The organism is Sorangiineae bacterium MSr12523, from assembly GCA_037157775.1.
Lineage (GTDB): Bacteria > Myxococcota_A > Polyangia > Polyangiales > Polyangiaceae > Pendulispora > Pendulispora brunnea.
The window spans coordinates 6,522,148-6,540,830 of record CP089982.1 but is presented as its reverse complement, the minus strand read 5'-3'; the positions used below and the strand labels follow the sequence as shown (position 1 = coordinate 6,540,830).

Annotated in this window: 12 protein-coding genes; 9 read left to right on the top strand and 3 right to left on the bottom strand. The window is 67.4% G+C overall.

The features are described from left to right. Positions 1-2,268, top strand: coding sequence for a hypothetical protein (locus tag LZC95_25260; GenBank protein WXB00110.1), 2,268 nt, complete (start codon positions 1-3; stop codon positions 2,266-2,268). 35 nt (positions 2,269-2,303) lie between these two features. On the opposite strand, the gene LZC95_25255 is transcribed toward LZC95_25260, so the two are convergent. After that, entirely contained in the window at positions 2,304-3,437 is a 1,134-nt protein-coding gene (locus LZC95_25255; GenBank protein ID WXB00109.1) for a pyridoxal phosphate-dependent aminotransferase, read from the bottom strand. Positions 3,438-3,536: 99 nt separating this feature from the next. On the opposite strand from LZC95_25255, the gene LZC95_25250 reads away from it, so the two are divergent. Continuing rightward, entirely contained in the window at positions 3,537-4,970 is a 1,434-nt protein-coding gene (locus LZC95_25250) for a PLP-dependent aminotransferase family protein (protein WXB00108.1), read from the top strand. Here the strand turns inward: LZC95_25250 and LZC95_25245 are convergent. After that, positions 4,954-6,066 (bottom strand): hypothetical protein, encoded by a 1,113-nt coding sequence (locus tag LZC95_25245; GenBank protein ID WXB00107.1) that lies wholly within the window; start codon positions 6,064-6,066, stop codon positions 4,954-4,956. The genes LZC95_25250 and LZC95_25245 overlap by 17 nt on opposite strands. Further along, positions 6,063-6,641: a hypothetical protein gene (locus LZC95_25240; protein WXB00106.1), complete on the bottom strand. Its 579-nt coding sequence runs from the start codon at positions 6,639-6,641 to the stop codon at positions 6,063-6,065. The genes LZC95_25245 and LZC95_25240 overlap by 4 nt, the downstream gene beginning before the upstream one ends. A gap of 144 nt (positions 6,642-6,785) precedes the next feature. Here LZC95_25240 and LZC95_25235 point away from each other — a divergent pair, with 144 nt between their 5' ends. From LZC95_25235 to asd, 7 genes are all read left to right on the top strand, one after another. Beyond that, positions 6,786-8,708 (top strand): protein kinase, encoded by a 1,923-nt coding sequence (locus LZC95_25235; GenBank protein ID WXB00105.1) that lies wholly within the window; start codon positions 6,786-6,788, stop codon positions 8,706-8,708. Positions 8,709-8,717: 9 nt separating this feature from the next. Next, positions 8,718-9,740: a D-alanine--D-alanine ligase gene (locus LZC95_25230; protein WXB00104.1), complete on the top strand. Its 1,023-nt coding sequence runs from the start codon at positions 8,718-8,720 to the stop codon at positions 9,738-9,740. A 129-nt stretch (positions 9,741-9,869) separates the two neighbouring features. Continuing rightward, complete coding sequence (locus tag LZC95_25225; protein ID WXB00103.1) at positions 9,870-11,012, top strand: hypothetical protein; 1,143 nt, start codon at positions 9,870-9,872, stop codon at positions 11,010-11,012. 175 nt (positions 11,013-11,187) lie between these two features. Continuing rightward, positions 11,188-12,816, top strand: a complete 1,629-nt coding sequence (locus LZC95_25220; protein WXB00102.1) for a protein kinase — start codon at positions 11,188-11,190, stop codon at positions 12,814-12,816. 5 nt (positions 12,817-12,821) lie between these two features. Beyond that, positions 12,822-15,752 (top strand): DUF4175 domain-containing protein, encoded by a 2,931-nt coding sequence (locus tag LZC95_25215; GenBank protein WXB00101.1) that lies wholly within the window; start codon positions 12,822-12,824, stop codon positions 15,750-15,752. After that, on the top strand, positions 15,749-17,326 hold the full coding sequence (locus LZC95_25210) for a tetratricopeptide repeat protein (protein WXB00100.1): 1,578 nt from the start codon (positions 15,749-15,751) through the stop codon (positions 17,324-17,326). Before LZC95_25215 ends, LZC95_25210 begins: the two co-directional genes overlap by 4 nt. 109 nt (positions 17,327-17,435) lie before the next feature. Further along, positions 17,436-18,317 (top strand): archaetidylserine decarboxylase, encoded by an 882-nt coding sequence (gene asd / locus LZC95_25205; protein WXB00099.1) that lies wholly within the window; start codon positions 17,436-17,438, stop codon positions 18,315-18,317. Positions 18,318-18,683 lie beyond the last annotated feature (366 nt).

Sequence of the window (18,683 nt, the reverse complement as noted above, 5' to 3'; positions counted from 1 at the left end):
ATGAGCAACTTGAAATGGCATGTCGCGGTGATCGTGATCCTGCTGATCGGCGACGGGGTGCTCCAGAGTGCATGTTTGACCCGCCCGGTCGCTTCCGGCGCGCCAACGACGAAGGTCAACTTCGCGACGGTGGTGCGACAGTCTGCGGTGGACAAGGTCGATCTGTTGTTCGCCATCGACAATTCCTCATCCATGGGGGACAAACAAGCGTACCTCGGCGAGGCGATCCCCGATCTCGTGAATCGATTGACGACGCCCAATTGCGTCGATGCGAACGAGGTCGTGGGTATTTCACACGATCATGGCATATGCGATCGGGGCAAGGTGGAATTTCCGCCCGTGCATGACATGCACATTGCCATCGTGAGCTCCGCCCTGGGGCCGCGAGGTGGCGACATTTGCGATCCCGGCGCCACGGTGACGGTCGGCGGGCGCACGTTGAACCGCCACAACGACGACCGCGGCCATCTTCTGAATCGGGCGATGGACGCGGAAATCGAGCTTCCCAGCGCGGGGCCGAGCCATTTTCTGACCTGGCTTCCTTCGTCGGGGGAAAAGAATGGCAAGCCTTCGGGTGCACCCGGCATCGAGCAGCCGGAGGTGTTGTCGAACGATTTTCAATCGATGGTGACGGGGGTTCACGCGTATGGATGCGGCATCGAGTCGCAACTCGAGAGTTGGTATCGATTCTTGATTCAGCCCGATCCGTACGACGATATTGCGCTCGATTCCAACGGCAAGGCCACGTGGAACGGTGTCGATGTCACCATTCTCAAACAGCGTCACGATTTTCTCCGGCCAGACTCCCTCGTTGCGGTGATCGTCCTGACCGACGAGAACGATTCGGAGATCGACGTGCGCTCGGCCGATCAGAGCGGATACAAGTTCATGAGCACGACGTTCAAACCTCCGAGGGGGACGTCTGCGTGCACATCGAATCCCGCCGATCCCAATTGTACGTCGTGCGCATTCCTTCCGAACGGCGGTGCCGGTGATCCGAACTGCGCCAAAGGCAACTACACCGACCCCAATGACTGGGGCTACGATCCCAATCTGCGCCATGTGCACATGAAGGCGAAATACGGTTTCGAGCCGCAATTCCCGATTTCGCGCTACGTCGTGGGGCTGACCGCGAAGGCCGTGCCCGACCGCATCGGCGAGTACCCGTCCGGGGCAAAGAATTACGTGGGCGACGCCAAGTGCACGAATCCGCTGTTTGCAGCGTCACTTCCGGACGGTTCCTCGACCGATGCGGCTGCGCTTTGCCATTTGGCGTCGGGGCCGCGGACGAGCGATTCGATCTTTTATGCCCACATCGGTGGCGTCCCCCACGAGCTTCTCCATTTCGATCCCCGCGATCCCGAGGCGAGCGCCATTCGCGAGGAAGACTGGGTGAAAATTCTAGGGAAAAATCCCGAGGCGTACGATTACACGGGGATCGATCCGCACATGATCGAATCGGTGGCGCCCCGCGCGGGCCTGGCTGGGCCAGGGGCTTCGAACGATGCCGATCCGATCCATGGTCGAGAATGGATCACGGACCAAGGCGCAGGGCATATCTTGCCCGTCGATCGGCAGTTTGCCTGCATTTTCCCTCTCGCGAAGCCGCGCGATTGCACCTTGGCCGACAATGCGGACGCGTGCGATTGCCCCTCGAAGCCGACCCTGACGGCCGCGCAGGCACCGCCGGTGTGCAATCCAAGCAAGCAAACGGAGCAAATTGCCGCCAAAGCGTATCCCACGATTCGGGAGCTTCTCCTTGCCAAAAAGATAGGCGAGCAGGGGATCGTCTCGTCCATCTGCCCCATCCACGTGACGGAACAGAGCGCGGGCGATCCCCTGTACGGCTACCGGCCTGCGGTCAGTGCCATCGTGGATCGATTGAAGAGTGCCCTCACCGAACGATGCGTTCCGCAGCCCTTGGAGGAGGAAACGGATGGAACCGTTCCTTGCTTGGTCCTCGAGCTGCTGCCCGGCGCGGGCGACCAAAGTACGGCCTGCGATTCCTCGAAGGGGCTCGAGCAACCGGATCCGGGTGTTCTGCGCCGCTATCGGGCGGCGCAGCAGGCCAACGGCGATACCGACGGCCTCGCGCGCCCCTTGTGCGTGATGAAGCAGCTCAAAGGGGAGGAGCTCGTGCAGTCATCCGCGAAGAGTCCGCGGGGGCGGGATGGTGCTACGTCACCCGGGCCAAGAGTCCCTCGGAAAAGTGCGCGCAGGCCATCAAGTTCTCGAAACGGGGCATGCCGCCGAGCAACGCGTTGGTGACCCTTCAATGCATCGAGCAACCGCCCTCACGCCCCTCACGCCCCTGACTGTAGGGCCGTTCGCTTCAAAACCGCGGTGAGCTTTTCCAGGGCGGCCTCCAGATCGGGCATGCTCATGAGGCCGAAGCCGAGCCGAAACACGCGGGCTTCGTCGCCGAACCAAGTGCCATTGGCCACGCGCACGCCTTCGGTCGACAGCGCGTCGTAGAAACGCCGCACGCCGGCGTCGTCGAAGGCCGAGGGCGAAAGTCGGGCACAACTCAAGGCCCCCGCGTTGGGCCGAACCCAATCGACGAGTCCCGCGTTCGCGCGAGCCCACGCGGCGGTGCGCTCGATGCCCTGCGCGAGCACACTCCGGCGTGCCCCGATGATGCGGTCGCGTTGCTCGAAGACCTTCACCGCGAGCGCTTCGTCCAGCGCCGAGCACGAGATCACCGTGTTGAACTTGCCGGTGACGAGGCGCTGACGAAGTTCGCGATCGCGCGTGATGGCCCACCCGATGCGCAGCCCCGGCGCACCGTGGCACTTGGAGAGCGCCGCGACGGTGACCACCTTGGGACCCAGCGAGATGGCCGGCGGAGCAAGCGGATCATCGCCGTAGACGGCCTCGCGGTACGTCTCGTCGACGAGCAGGTGCGCGTCGGGGCATCGCTCGCGCATCGCGGCGAGAACCGCCTCGAGCGTGTCCCGCGCAATGGCCACGCCCGATGGATTGTTCGGCGAGGCGAGGCTCACGAGCTTCGTCTTTTCCGAGAGCTTCTCGCGAACCTGCGCCACATCGAGCACGTACCCGCGCTCGAACGACAGCGACACCGTGTGCAGTCGCGCGCCGACAGCCTCGAGCACATTGCGCGCCAGGGGAAAACATGGCGTCGTCATGACGGCGTCCTCGCCGCGGTTCACGAGCAAAAAGGCCAGCAGAAACAGCGCGTGCATGCTCCCCACCGTGATGACCACGTCGTCGGGGCTCACGCCATGGAGCTCGGCAATGCGCGCGCGAAGGCGCGGATCGCCTTCGGGCGTGGTGTACGCCAGCAAGAGATCGCGCACGCCGTCGCCTCCCTCGACCAGCTCCCTCAGCCGCAGATCGGGGCCTACGCTTTCGGCGAGCTCATAGCGGGGCGTCTCGGCGAGCAGCGAGATGAGATCGTTATCGGGAAATCGTGCCATCGGATTCCTCCCTCCTGTCTTCCGAGGTGTACGGCTTCGAGTGGCTCGATAACAGTTACAGTTTATTGAAATTGTATCCATAACAGTTATCCTTGGTCCGTGCGCGCAGATCCGGTTCATCGCTACGAAGAGTTGGCCAACTTCATCACCCGCCTCGTGGACAGCGGCACCTTGCGGCCCGGGACACGTGCTCCGTCGCTGCGGCAGATCAGCGAGCAACGCAAGACGAGCCTCTCCACCGCACTGCAGGCGTATCGTCTGCTGGAAGACCGCGGCGTTCTCGAGGCGAAGCCGCAATCCGGTTTCTACGTCGCGCGCCGCGGAACGGCGGTTTCGCTGAAGACGCCCGCGCCCTCCAAGCCACCGGGAAAGGCCGTCAGCGTGGCCGTCTCCGGCGTGCTGCTCAAGCTCCTCGAGTACGCCTCCGATCCGCGGCTCGTGCCGCTGGGGTGCGCCATTCCCAGCAAGGAGCTGCTCGCGGCGGGGCGGCTCGATCGCTTCCTTGCGCGCGCGGCCCGCCAAAAGGGCGTCGAGTACAACGTGTACACCGCCCCGAAAGGCGATCCTGATCTGCGGCGGGAAATCGCGCGGCGTGCGATGCGGTGGGGGCAGGCGCTCTCGCCGGAGGACATCCTCATCACGTGCGGCTGCACCGAGGCGCTTACCATTGCGCTCTCCACGGTGGCGCGCGCGGGCGATGTCGTGGCCATCGAGTCGCCCACGTATTTCGGCTTGCTGCACGTCATCGAGGCGCTCGACCTCAAAGCCCTCGAGCTCCCGACGGATGCGACCAACGGCATCGATCTCGGGGCCTTGGAGAAAGCTCTCGCGAGCCAATCGGTCAAGGCTTGCCTCTTTGCCTCGAGCTTCAACAACCCGCTCGGCTGCACCATGTCGGACACCAAAAAGCGCGCGGTGCTCGAGGTGCTCGCGCGCTACGACGTGCCGCTCATCGAGGACGATATTTACGGCGACGTCTACTTCGGCAAGGAGCGCCCGCGCCCGTTCATGGCGCTCGAAACCAAGGCCAACGTCATTTACTGCAGCTCCTTCTCCAAGACGGTCGCGCCGGGGTACCGCATCGGCTGGCTTGCGAGCCATCGATACATGCAAAAGGCGCTGGAGCAGAAATTCGCGATTTCACTCTGCGGCCCGGCCTTGCCGCAGCTCGCGTTGGCGGAATTTCTCGCCTCGGGAGGGTACGACAACCATCTGCGGCGGGTGCGGCGCACCTTCGAGGACAACGTCGACCAAATGATCCGCGCCGTCGATCGCAGCTTTCCCAAAGGGACGAAGATCACGCGTCCGGCGGGCGGCTTCGTGCTCTGGCTGGAGCTGCCCAAAGGCATCGTCGCGCGCGAGCTCTTCGACGCGGCGATTGGCAAGGGGATCTGCTTCGTGCCGGGCGACGTCTTCTCCGCGAGCACGCGCTTTGCCAATTGCCTTCGATTGAGCTGCGGATACACGTGGTCCCCGCGCCTCGAGAACGCCGTGAAAACGCTGGGGCAGCTGGCGATCAGTCTTTCGGCGTGACGAAGACGACGTCGATGCGCGCGTTGCGTGCGCGCAGTTTGGCGTCGGCGGGATCGACCAGCGGGGTGCGCGTGCCGGCGACCTCGCCGCGAACCCGCGTCGAGTTGGCCGCCGAGGCGATGGTTTTCGCCGCGGTGTCGGCGCGCTGTTTGTCCTGGCCGGCTTCCTGCGCGCTGGGCGCCGTCGCATCGTGAACGACGACTTGCACCGCGAGGTTCGGGTGCGCGCCGAGGACACGCCCCAGCTCTTTGAGCTTCGTCTCTCCGTCGGTGTTGAGCGCATTCTTCGCGAAGGCGTCGCGCAAGGTGACGACGACGCCGCGCTCATCCCGCACCGGCGACCAATTGCCCGCGGCGGAAAGCTCGGCGAGCAGCGCGTCGGCTTGCCCCGCGCCCGCACGCTCGGCCGTGCGCCGCACCTTGGTGAGCACCGCGAGGCACGCGACCCGCGCATGCGTGGCGGCGTCGATGGGAACCGGACGCGGGTTGCCCTCGAGCTTCTTCTCGATGTCGGCCGCCTCTTTTTCAGCCTCCGCGAGGCCGTCCAGGGTCGGCGACAAAAGCCGCGCAGCCCCGCACAAGAGGCGCGCTTGCGTGGCCAGCGAGCGCGCCGCCAGAAGGCGCGCGGCCTCGCGTTGCGGGTCGGCGGGCCGGCTCGTCGGCACCAGCGACTCTTGCGCGAGCGTCAGCCGTCGATCGAGCTCGGCGCCCTCGCGGTCCACGTCGATGCGGGCTTGCGCCAGCCGGCGGGCATCGGCCTGCGCCGTGGTGCGTGCGGTTTGCGCCTTCGTTTCATCCGATTGCGCGCGGGCCAGCCGGGCCAGCACGGTCGCGTGCTCATAGGAGGCGAGGGCATGCTCCGCGTAAAGGCGGGCCGCCGTATCGTCGCCGTCCTCGTGGGCCTTCTTGGCCAGCGCCCGATCGCGTTCGGCAACGCCGTATTCCTGGGGTGCAAGGGTCGCCGCTTCACGGGCACCCGGTGTGCTGCGCGCCCGTTCGACGTTGTCGAGCACCCCCAGGGCGCCGCGTTGCGAGCCCCCGCCACCGCAGGCCGAGATCAAGGCCAACACTGCGAAAAGCCAAACCGATCGCTTCACGGCTGACGTCCTTTCGCGGGGGCTTGCGTACCTCTCGGCGCGGCTTTCGGTGCTCCCGCATCGCGCGTGGCGCTGGGGGACGTCTTGTCCGGCTCCTGTTTCTTCTCGCGTTCGGCAGCCTCCACCTGGGCGCGCAAGCGACCGTTCTGCGCGATGCCCTCGTCGAGAAGGGCGCGTTCCCGTTCCACCTCGGCCCCCGCATCATCGGCCGCGCGCCGGGCCTCGATGGCCCGTTTCTCGAGCTCGACCGTGCGGACCAGATCCCGCCCGACCTCCGCCCATTCGCGGGCAACGCTATCGGCGAGCTTCGCGTGGGCTTCATCGCCCTCTGCCCGCATTTTCTGGCCTTGTTCCAGGTACTGCCGGGCACGGCGCACCACGTCGGCGGTCAGTGCTTTGTTGGCCGCATTGCCCTCGAGCTCCGCAATCACACTCTCGGCCCGGGCCCGGTCACTTTGTCCCGATGCAGCATGGGCAATGCCCACCAGAATGAGAAGTAGGCCCACCGCGGGCCCCGTCCAGAGCGCCCTCCAGGGCAACCTTGCTCGTTTTCCTCGCTCGCGTCGCTCGCGCATGGCTCCGGATGTGCCCTTCGTTCCGACATCCGTCAATGGGTTCATGGACTCTGCATCCGATGACCGGGAGACATCGGGCGTTTTTTACGAGAAATCTTGCTCCGATTAGGCCGATGCAAGCAATCCGTGGTATCCCATGAGGCAATGTCGGTTGGGGCCGAACAAGGCCAAGAGGGCGGAATGGAGGCGCTCGGGGTGGGCAGCCCCACCTCGACCTTCGGGAAATACCACCTGTTCGCGACGCTCGGCCGCGGCGGCATGGCCGACGTGTTTCTCTCGGTTGCCCGCGGCCCAATGGGCTTCAACAAGCTCGCGGTCATCAAGCGTCTGCGGTCCAACCTCGCCGACGATCCCGGCTTCCGCAACATGTTCCTCGACGAGGCCCGCCTCGCCGCGCGGCTGAATCACCCGAACATCGTCCACACGTACGAGGTCGGCGAAAAGGACGGCAATTACTTCATCGCGATGGAGTACTTGGAGGGCCAGTCGCTCAACAAGATCATCCGCGAGGCCGTCAAGCGCAACGACGTGTTCGACCAGTCCTTCTGCGCGCGCATCATTTCGGACGCGCTGGCCGGTCTGCAATGCGCGCACGACCTGGCGGACTACGACGGCCGGCCGCTCAACATCATTCACCGCGACGTCAGCCCGCACAATGTGTTCGTCACCTACGGCGGACAAGCCAAGCTCGTCGACTTCGGCATTGCCAAGGCGGCGCTGAGCTCCACGGAAACGGAGATCGGCGTTCTCAAAGGCAAGGTCGCGTACATGTCGCCCGAGCAGGCCGTGGGCGGCCACATCGATCGGCGGGCCGACATTTTCGCCATGGGCATCGTGCTCTGGGAGCTGCTCACCCGGCAGCGCCTCATGACCGGCGACTCGGCCGCGAGCACGTTGCATCGGCTCCTGCACCTGCCCATTCCGGCCGTGTCGTCGGTTCGGCCCGACGTCGATCCCGAGCTCGACGCCATCGTGGGGCGTGCGCTCGAGAAAGAGCCCGAGTTTCGCTTCCAAAGCGCCCAGGAAATGCGCGATGCGCTCGACGGCTTCCTGGTCTCGACGGGCAAGCAGGTTCGCCAGGACGAGATTGGCCGCAAGGTGAGCGCGATGTTTTCGCGCGTGCGCGAGGAAGTGCAGAAGCAGATCCAAGCGCACATGGCCAAGGTCACCGCGGCGACGACCACCGAGGAGCTCGCGGCCCTCAACGCCGAGGCGATTCGCCGCTCGGCCAATGGCGGTATGGGCTCTTCGCCGTCCACCGCGCACCTGATGAAGTTGAGCACCGGTGGCGGCAGCGGAAGTGGCATCGTGCCGAACTTCACCGGCAGCGGCTTCGGGCACGAGCGGGCGAGCAGTCCGTCGCATCCGTCGCAGTTATCGCATCCGTCGCAGCTCTCGCATCCGCACCACGCGCACCATTCGCAGTATTCGCGATCGGCGCAGTCGTACCCGTACGCGGGGGAGCAGGTGCCACAGAAAAAGAGCCGCGTGCTGGTGCTGTTGCTCACCGTGCTCGTGGCCGTTCTGAGCCTGGCCGTGGTCTTCCTCTACGTGCAGAAGGACGGCGGCTCCAAAGGCAAAGAAGCGAAAGAGAACGAGGCTCCGGCCAAAACGGCGGAGACCACGGGCGCCATCCCCACGCAGCCTTCGAGCGTGCCGAGCGTCGTGACGGCGTTGCCGTCGGCTACGCCCATCATGCCGGGTGTCGTGGCGCCGGATGCCAATTCTTCTGGCGCCAAAGGTGAGGCCGCCCGCAAGCCTGTGTACGGAGGGGGCGGGCGCAAGGGCAACCCGCAGCCGCAGAACAGCCATGGCGCGGCGCCGCCTCCGCCTGTGGCGAACGTGCCGGAAAAGGCCGATGACGGCTTTCTCTCGCTGGATACGATTCCGTGGACGAAAGTCACCGACGGCGGGCGGGTGCTGGGAACCACGCCCATCCTGCGCGTACCGCTCTCCGCAGGTTCGCACACGCTGACGTTGGAGAACACGGACGAGGGCATCAAGCAGACCTTCACCGTCACCATCAAGGGCGGGGAGACGGTCAACAAGCGGCTCGGCTTGAAGTAATGTGGGCTCATGTCCACGGAACACCCGAAAAAGAAGCTGCGCGTTGCTGTCATCGAAGGAGGGCCCTCGTCGGAGGCCGGCGTGAGCCGTGCGTCGGCGGCGTCCGTGCGTGAGGCGCTGACGGAGGCGGGCCACGACGTGACCCGGCTCGAGCTCGATACCGGCATTTTCGATGCGCTGCTTCGCGGCAAGTTCGACGTGGTGCACCCGGCGGTGCACGGCGCCGTCGGCGAGGACGGGTGCCTTCAGGGCGTGCTCGAGGTGCTGGGCCTCGCGTACGTGGGCTCCGACGTGCGGGCCAGCTCCGTGGCCATGGACAAAGTCTTCGCGCGCAAGGTCTTCCAATTGTCCGAGCTGCCGGTGGCGCAAGGCATCGCCCTCCGCCGCGACCAAGAAAAGTCGCCCCTGGCCGCCGCCGAGTTTGCGCGCAAGGTCGTGGGGCAAGCCGTCGTGGTGAAGCCGGCGGCCAGCGGATCGGCGGTGGGGGTCAACCGTCACGAGGCGGATGCGCCCCACGAGGAGGTGGCCGCCTCGATCGACGGCGTGTGGCAGCTCGGCGACGTGGCGCTGGTGGAGCACTTCGCGCGCGGGCGCGAGGTCACGTGCGGCGTGCTCGATCTGGATGGAGAGGAGGCGTACGCGCTCCCGCCGACCGAGATCATGGCGCCGAACGATGCATTCTACACCTTTCAGGCGCGCTATGCGCCGGGGCGAAGCGTGCACGCGTGCCCGGCACCGCTGGGCGATGAGCTCACGAAGCGCGTGCAGGACCTGGCGGTGCGCGCCCACAAGGCGCTCGGCTGCAGGGATCTCTCCCGGGTCGATTTCGTCGTGGGCGATGGAGCCGATCCTTCGGCGGTCATCGTGCTCGAGGTGAACACCTTGCCGGGGTTCACCAAGACGAGCCTGTACCCGGAGGCGGCTGCCGCCATCGGCATTCCGTTCCCGCGCTTGTGTGACTCCCTCGTCGCCAGTGCCCACCGGCGTGGACCAACCCGCCGCAACGCGCCCTTGGCATTTCCCGGCGCGTAAAGGCGCGCGCGGTAGACGGCGAAGCACCCAAGCATTGGCGCGCTCCGTGCGTCTACAAGGGCGGAGCCGTTCTTCCCTGCTATATCGAAGGGTAGGCGGCGTTCGCCTCGAGCTTCGCACGCCGTACCCATGCAGCGCGACTCCCTCTTCAACGAAGCGATCCTCTGGCACGGGCGCCCCCGCATCGTGCGGGCGCCCTTCGCCGCGCGGCTCCTCGCGGTCGTCAGCGCCGTCGTTTCGTTGGTGACGCTGTCGTTCGCGGTCACGGCGGCGCTTTCCCTGAGGGCGCACGTCGGAGGGATGATCCTCTTTGCCGTCTGGTGCGCCTCGATTGCGCTGCTCGCGTGGAGGCTCCCGCTCGTGTGGCGCGCGGGAGTGGAGTACCTCGTCACGGAGAAGCACATCATCTGGAAGCGCGGCCGCATGCGGCGCACCATGGACCGGTCGGCGATCAGCTACGCCGTGATCCGCTGGAACCCGCGCGAGCCCGACGTGGGCGACCTCATTTTGGTCCGCGCCGTGCCCACCGGTGCCTTGCGCCGCACCTTGAAATTGAGCTTGTCCGGCGTGACGGGGCCCGACCGACTTTGGGCCATCGTGCGCGGCATGACGCCGTGCGCACCGCTCGGGCAGGGGACGCGCCCGCTGGGCCAGCGCCTCGATCCGGACGAGCGCGTCGTGTGGAGCGGCATTCCCCTGGCCTCGCCCTGGACCGCGCGGCGGGTCGGAACGGCGATCATCTCGCTCTTCGCGTCCATCTCCGCGGTGCACGTGCTCGTGCGCACCGTGCCGTCGATCGGCCGCGTCTTGCGCCTGCACACGTTGCCGCCGGCCATCGCCGCGCTGCTCATTTTCGGGGTGGGCCTCACCGTGCTCCTGCTCGCAGCGGTGGCCATCGGCGTGGCCTACGCGTCGCTCCTGCGTCCCGTCCTTCTCGCGCGCAAAACGTTGTACGCCGTGACCGATCGACGCGTCCTCATCCGGCGCGATCGCGAAGAATTGCACCTGGAGCGGGGGCGCATCGCCTACGTCATCGCGGCTTCCAGGAACGGCCCCGCAAGCGTTTCCTGGGGGGCCCGCCGGCTGCACGACGTCTTTCTCGTGCTCGACGGCCCGCAGGCGCGCGCCCTCGCATCGAGCGGCGCCTTTGCCAGCTTTGGCCGCGAGGAAGGCGAGGGCGCACTCCTTCCCGTGTTCGCGCGCATCGAAGACGCCGAAACGGTGGGGGAAATCCTCACGCCGCCGCTGCCGGATCTGCGCGACGCCGCGTGAGCCCGAGAAAAATGAGCCCCGCGGGTCGGGAAAATGGCCCCCGCCGTCGGAAATGGACCCATGATGAGCTGGCCGAGGCCGACAGCTTTCGGGCCTCCCGCTCCCGCTCCCCGAGAAGATCGGGCGCAAGATCGGGATCGGGAGGGGGAGAGAACGGGGTCTGAGGTATAACGCCATGGTGGCCGGAGTTGGATACCTCGTCAGCTCGAAGTACCGCTTGGTTCGCCTTCTGGGTGACGGCGGAATGGGATCGGTTTACGAGGCGGTGCACGAAGTTCTGGGCACGCGCGTCGCGATCAAGTTGCTCCACCCGGAGCTCGTGGGCCGCACCGGCCTCATCGACCGGTTCATGCAGGAGGCCCGGGTCGCCGCGCAAATCCAGAGCCCGCACATCGTCCAGGTGACCGACGTCGATCGCACCCCGGAAGGGATCGCGTACATCGTCATGGAGCTGCTGCAGGGAGAGGCGCTTTCGAGCGTGCTCGAACGCGAGCGCAAAGTCCCCATCCCGCTGGCCTGCGAGTACACGAAGCAGATCCTCGAGGCCCTGGAGGCCGCGCATGCGTTGGGGGTCACGCATCGCGATCTCAAGCCGGAGAACGTGTTTGTCACCTTCGTGGCGGGCAAGCCGGTGCTCAAATTGATCGACTTCGGCATCGCGAAGTTCCGCACCAGCGAGCCGGGTGTGCTGCCGAAGAACCTCACCGTGGCCGGCGTGGTGATGGGAACGGCCGAGTACATGGCCCCGGAGCAGGCATATTCCGCGGATCGCGCGGATGCGCGCTCGGACATCTACGCCGTGGGCGTCATGCTGTACGAGATGATCGCCGGGGTTCGCCCGGTGGAAGGCGAGGGCGATGCACGCATCATCGCCGCGCGCGTGGAGCAGGGCGACGTGAAGCCGCTGGTCCATGCCGCGCCGGACGTGCCGCGTGAGCTGGCCGGTTTGGTCCACCGCGCGATGGCGGCGCGCCCGGAGCTTCGTTTCGCGAGCGCGACGGAAATGCGCATCGCACTGGAGAAGGTGTCGCTCACGCCCGAGGCGGCGGGGCGCATCCCCACGAAGAAGGTGGCTGCTGTACCGGGACCGGCGGGACTGGCGGGACCGGCGGGACTGGCGGAGCCGGTCGGACCGGGCACGGTGCTCGGCGCCCCGGCGGAAGCCGTGTTTGCGGCCAGCGCGGGCACGAGTGCGCCCGGATCCACGGTGCTCGGGCCTCCGCTCGCGGCGCCGTACCCGGCGGCCGCCGTGGTGCAGGCTCCTCCGCCGTATTCGCCGCGCCAAGGCGACGAGCGCTACGAGCGGCAGGTGCCGGCGCCGCGCCCTTCGGGCAGCCGCGCATGGCTTTGGGTGCTCTTGCCCGTGGTTCTCGGGGTCGGCGGCGTCATCGCGTATGCGGCCACGACGTGGCAGACGGAGAGCGCCCCGCCGCCCGTGGCCAACGTGCCTACGACGCCGCCGAACACGTCGGTAACCGCGCAAGCGTCGGTCTCGACGACGGCGCCCGCCTCGCCTGCGAACACCGTCGCGCCGCTGGTCAATCCCACCACGGCCGCACGGCCGACGCCGCATCCTTCGGGCAAGCCTTCATCCCAGCCTACGCCCGTGACGTCGGGCAGCGGTGGTGGGGCTGTCCCATTCCCCTCGGTGTCGCTGCCGCCCATCACCTTGCCGAGCGGCTTTCCTACGACTTTGCCGAGCGGGTTCCCCACCACGTTGCCGAGTGGCTTTCCCACCATCCCGAGCACGCTCCCGCCCATTCCGCCGGTGCCGCCGCCGTATCCGCCGCCCGCCTCCACGTGACGGACATGAAGTCGCCCGAGCCGCCGCCGTCGAATCTTTTTTCGCCCCTGCGCCCGCTGTCCGAGGCGTGGCTTCGCGCCGTGCGCACGCCGCGCGAGCGCGCGGTGGTCGGCTTCGTGATCCTCGCCGTCGTCGCGGGCATGCTCATCGCGCGAAAGGGCACGCTCGGATGGCGTGCCGCGGCAGCCGCCCTCATCGTCGGCGTCCTCGGTTTGGTCCTGGCGGCGCGCCAGCGTGAGAAACGCATCTGGTCCGATCCGGGGCGCATCATCCGCCGCATCGCCGTACCCGTCGATCCGGAGCGCGCCCAGCGCGCCCTGCGCGCGCTTTCGCTGGTCACGGCGAACGGCGAGACGAGCGACACGGCCGTGGGCACGTCGGCCCCGCTCGCGCGGCTTCATGTGGAGCGCACCATCGCCGCGCTGCCCAGCGACCGCATCGTCGTGGGGGCCGCGCGGCAGGCGCTTCACTTCGGCATCGCCTCGGGCGTCTTCGGCGCGGTCGTGCTGGCGTTGGCCATCTTCCGGCCTTGGGCCATCCTCGAGGGAGCGGACGTGCTCGTGGCCCGGCGCGGCGTGGCGCCGGTCTCCATGCAATGGCTCGACGATCTGCAAATGGTCGCGCGGCCGCCGGAGTACCTGCACCTCGAGGAGTACCACGAGCGCGCCTACGAGCAGGTGTCCCTGCACCGGGGCACGCTCGTCACCTTCATCGGCATGCCGTCGCACGACGGGCGCCGGCTCTTTTTGACCGACGGCTCGAACGAGATCCCCTTCGCCGACGACGGCCACCACCGCCTGGTGGCGCGCTGGCCCCTCGGCGAGAGCGTCACGTTGAGGGTCGTGGCACGCTTCGGCGACGTCATCATCCAGGAGCCGGACGCCACCGAAATCGTCTCCATCGCCGATCGCGCGCCCGATGTGGTGCTCGAGGGCGCCCCGCGCAAGGTGCTGCTCGCCTCCGAAGAGGTGAGCGAAATTCCCATCCGCTACACGGTTTCCGACGACCACGGCCTGCGCGAAGTGCACCTCGTGCTCCGCTCGGGCGCCCGCGAAGAGCGGCGCGTGCTCGCACGCCTCGACGGAGAGACCCGCAGCGATCGCGGCGGCCACGTGCTCAAGACGACCGATCCGTTCGTGAAAAAGAGCCACGCCCCCGTCGAAGTGCGGGTCGAGGCAAAGGACAACGATCCCGTCACGGGCCCCAAGTGGGGTTCGAGCGCGGCCATCACGTTGATCCCGCCCGAGGTGGGCGAGCCTGAAGCACGCCGCATCGATTCACTGCGCAAGCTGCGCGACATTCTGGTCGACACGCTGGCTTGGCGCATCGGGCACGAGATCCCCAACGCGCCGGCGGATCGCAAGGTGTACACGCGCGATCTGCTCAAGGGCGCCGACGACAGCGCGGACTTCCTCGAGGCCACCTTGAGCGGTTCCTACGCCGGGGCGCGCGTCCCATCGCGCCTGCAGGCCATCCTGCGCGGGCAGATGCGCAAGGTGCGCTTGGCGGTGGATGCCGAGGTGCGTGCCCCCAACAAAGCGAAGCACGATGCGACGGTGAAGGCGACCGAGCGCATCGTCTTGGTGGTGGACGCCGTGCTGCGCGGACTGGGGCAACGCGACGCGCGGGAGACGGCGCGCCAGTTGGCCGACGTCGCGGAGGAGCTCGCGATGGGCATCGCCGAGATGGCGCGGCACACGGATCCGGCGCCGGGCAAGGTGCCTTCGGATCGCGTGGACGCGGCGGCGGAGGTGCTCGGGGGCGGGGGCCGCTCGCTCGTGCAACTGGGCTCGTTGGGGCACGATCTCGGCGAGATCGTCGGCGCGTACCTCTTGCGCGTGTCGCGCGCTCGAAAAGAGGGCGATTTGCACCATGCCGAGCTGGCCGCGCGCGATTTGGCGGCGCGCTTGCGGCAGCCGGATCCCTCGTTTGGTGCCAAGGGGCGCTCGGGTCGTGCGGGCGGTGAGTCCGGCGGCGGGCGCGGCACGGAGGCGGGCGATTCCGCCGATTCACCCGACGACGCGGAGCAAGCCTTCAACGAGGCGGCGCAGGAGCTCGAGCGGCTGGCGCAGGATCACGCGGGCGGCATTAACAACGTGGAGCAGGCGCTCGCCGGCGCGGGAAGCGAAGAAGAGATGAAGCAGATGGCCGACGAGGCGAAGAAGCACGCCCAGGCCGTGCGCGAGGCGACGAAGTCGCTGCCGAGCATCGGCGCGGGCAGCGACTCCTGGACGAGCAAGGGCGCGGCCGCGCGCGAACACGGCGAGCAGATGGCGCGTTCGCTCGAGCACGGAAATCCCGCCGACGCGGTGGCCAGCGGCCGCAATGCGCTGCAAGCCCTGGAGGAGGCCAAACGCACCGCCGCCCGCGAACGATGGTCCATCTTCTCGCCGGCGGACAACGAGGCGGAGAAGAAGATCGACGAGGCGCAGAAGAAGCTCGAGCCCGAGGTGAAGTGGGCCGAGCAAAAGCTCGAGGCCATGCGCCAGAGAGCGGCCGAGCGCGCGCGCGAGCAGCTCTCCAAGGAGGGCGACGAGGAAGACAAGCGTGCCGAGCGCGCGCAGAAGCTGGGCGAAAAAGGGCGCGACCAAGGCGTGCCGCCGCCGGCGCTGGACTCGCTCGATGCGGCCGAAAAAGCGGCGCGCGAGGCAGCGCGTGCGCTCAAGCGCGGGGAGGCCGACAAGGCGCTGGAGCGCCAGCGCGAGGCCCAGCGCATGCTCGAAATGGCCAAGGAGGCGCTGGGCAGCAACTCCGGAGAAGGGGAGCGCGAAGGCCCCGAGGGCGATCCCTCGAACGACCACGCCGACATCCCCAAGGCGGACGCCCACAAGGGCCCGGAGGAGTTCCGCCGCCGCGTCATCAAAGGATTGGGCCAAACCGGCAGCGGCAAAAACCGCGACGCCGTTCGCCGTTACGCGGAGGGGCTCTTGCGATGAAACGAAGCGCCGCAGCCTTCTTCATTTCGGTGGCCGTGCTCGCGGCCGGCCATGGCGTACGCGCCGATGGGCCCGACGAACACGCGGGGCGGGCGCAGGAGTACATTCTCGCCAACGACTTCGACGAGGCCCGCAAGGAGCTCGCGCGCGGCAAGCCGGACGACGTGGGCATCGCCACCGAGCGCGCCCGCTTGGCCTTGTACGAGGCCGATTGCGACGGCGCGCTGGTCACCCTCAGCTCGCCCGACGTCGCGAAAACCGAGCAGGGCGCCATGCTCGCCGACATCGCCCGCGGCTGCGCCCGCATCACCGCCGCCACCGTGCTGGAAGAAGACCGCGACCAGGGCGTATGGATCCGCTACCAGGACGAGAACGATCGCACGCTCACGCCGCTGCTCATCGAGACCGTGGTCAAAGCGCGCGAGGCCCTCACCCGCGATCTCGGGGCGACGTGGCCGAAGCCCACGCGCATCGTCGTCGTTCGCGATCTCTTGTCCCTCTCGGCGATGACCGGCCTCCCATACGAGTCCGCCCAAACCACCGGCACCGTGGCCGTGGCCAAGTGGGGGCGCGTGACCTTGCTCTCGCCGCGCGCCAGCAACCATGGCTATTCGTGGCGCGACACCGTCGCGCACGAGCTGACCCATCTCGCGGTCACGCGCGCCACCATCGATCGCGCACCGCTTTGGCTGCAGGAAGGCGTGGCCAAGCGCGAAGAGGTGCGCTGGCGCGAGCCGGGGCCGTTCGACGACCGCCCGTCGCCCGATGCCATCGCCGCACGCGGCATCGAGCTGAAACTCGATCTGCCGCTGGACAAGCTCGGCCCATCCATCGCCATGCTCCCCAGCGCCGATGCCGCGCTCGTTGCGTTCTCCGAGGTCGCCAGTTTCGTCCGCTTCTTCGCCTCGAGCACGCCCCCCGGCTCGCTCGAGCGCCTCTTCGCCGCGCTGCGCGATGGAAAAGAGCCCGATAGTGCACTCGAAATCGCGAGCTCCGGCAATTTGAAGCAGTGGGATACCAAGTGGCGCGCCTACCTCCAATCGAAGCCCAAAGAGCCGCTGCCGCCGCTTCTTTCGCTGGGCAAGGCGCCGCCCCCTTCGACGACGGCGCCGAATGCGAAAGCTCCTTCGCTGCGCGACGTTCGCGAGCGCATGCGCCTCGCGGAGTTGCTCCTCGCGCGCAAGCACCCGACGGAGGCGCTCAGCGAGCTCGATCGACTTCAAACCGGCGCGCCACAGGACGATCCCAGCTACCGCGAGCTCCGCGGCCGCGTGCTCATGGCCTTCGGCGACCCGGGTCGCACGAAGGAGGCAGAGGTGCTCTTCCAGGATCCGAAGGAGGTGCTCACCTCCTACGGCCCGTGGTGGGCGCTGCGTGGAGTGCTCGCGCGATCCCGCAACGACGAGGCCATCGCGGAGCCTTCTTTTGCCGAGGCCGTGGCCACGGATCCCTTCGATGTCGAGGCAGCCTGTGAGACCCTCGATGCCGATTCTTCTACCCCCCCATCCAAGGACCCAAGCCCCTTATGTCAGACCGCGCGCGCATGGAAAGTTCCAAGTGGAACAGAGGATTGAGGCATTTGACCGACTCGGTGACGGGAAGGTACCATCGTAAACAAGTGGATTCTTCGCCGGCTCACTTCTCGGGCGCGGTGCAAGGCTTCGCGGAATCACTGCGCGCCTGATGATGAGTGCACTCACCTTCGCCACCGCACAGCTTCTGCGTGTCCTACCGCGTGCTGGAATCAGCCGCGTGATGGGAAAGCTCGCAGACCATAGCTGGTCCTCTCCCGTCGGCCGCGCCGTCGTTGGGCTGTATTCGCAGGCCTATGGCATCTCGCTCGACGAATGCACCAAGACCGAAGGCTGGTCCTCCTTCGACGAATTTTTCACCCGCACCTTGCGCGATGGTGTGCGTCCGATCGACCCCGATCCGCGCACGGTGGTCAGCCCGGCCGATGGTCGCCTCGACTCCATCGCGCGCGTCGAACCCGGCCGCCGTTACCTCGTCAAAGGTCGTCCCTACAGCGTCGATGAGCTGGTGGGCGATGCCGAGGAGGCCAAGCGGTTCGAGGGTGGCGGCGGTTGTGTCGTCTACCTCTCGCCGCGGGACTACCACCGCGTGCATGCGCCCGTCGGTGGCGTCATCCGGCAGATCCGTTCACTGCCGGGCGATTATTACCCCGTCAACGCGATCGGCATGAAGCATGTGCCGAACCTCTTCGTGCGCAACCGGCGCGTGGCCATCTCCATCGACACCCCGCCCGAGACAGGGCTGGGCCGCGTCACGGTCGTGATGGTGGTCGCCATCGTCGTGGGCCGCATCACGGTCACCGGCATCGATGCGCGCGACGTTCCGCTTGGGGTTCACACGTTCGACCCACCGCTCGAGGTGAAGAAAGGTGACGAAATCGGCATTTTCCACCTCGGGTCGACGTGCGTCATGTTTTTGGAGCCCGCCGCATTTGGCTTCGTCGCAAGCGAAGGCCCGGTACTCTATGGCCAGAGCTTGTCTCGCGGGTCGGGGCTTGGCGCGACGGACGGCGTGCCGGCCATAAGGGAGTGACCTGAGAGTGAACGACGAACTTCCCCCCTCGATCAAGGCTGCTGCCGGCACCGGTGCGAGTGCATCGGAGGCGCTTGGCGACGGCATCGAAGTGGCGTTGGAGGACGATTCTTTGCCCACGCCGATCGCTCCGCCCGTGCGCGCTGCCGCTTCGGGTTCCAGGGCGAAGTTGCGCGATGTGGACGAGGAGCCGCCGACGAGTCGTCGCGTGCGTCCTCGCATGACCCTCCGCATCCCTGACGATGAGGTGGCGCGTCCGTTGAGCGCCCCGCCGCCGGAGCCGAGCCCGCCCTCGAAGCCCGAGATCGCGCCGCCTCGGCTCGAGCCCCCGCCGCCACCTCCGCTGCGGCGCACGTTGGAAACGGA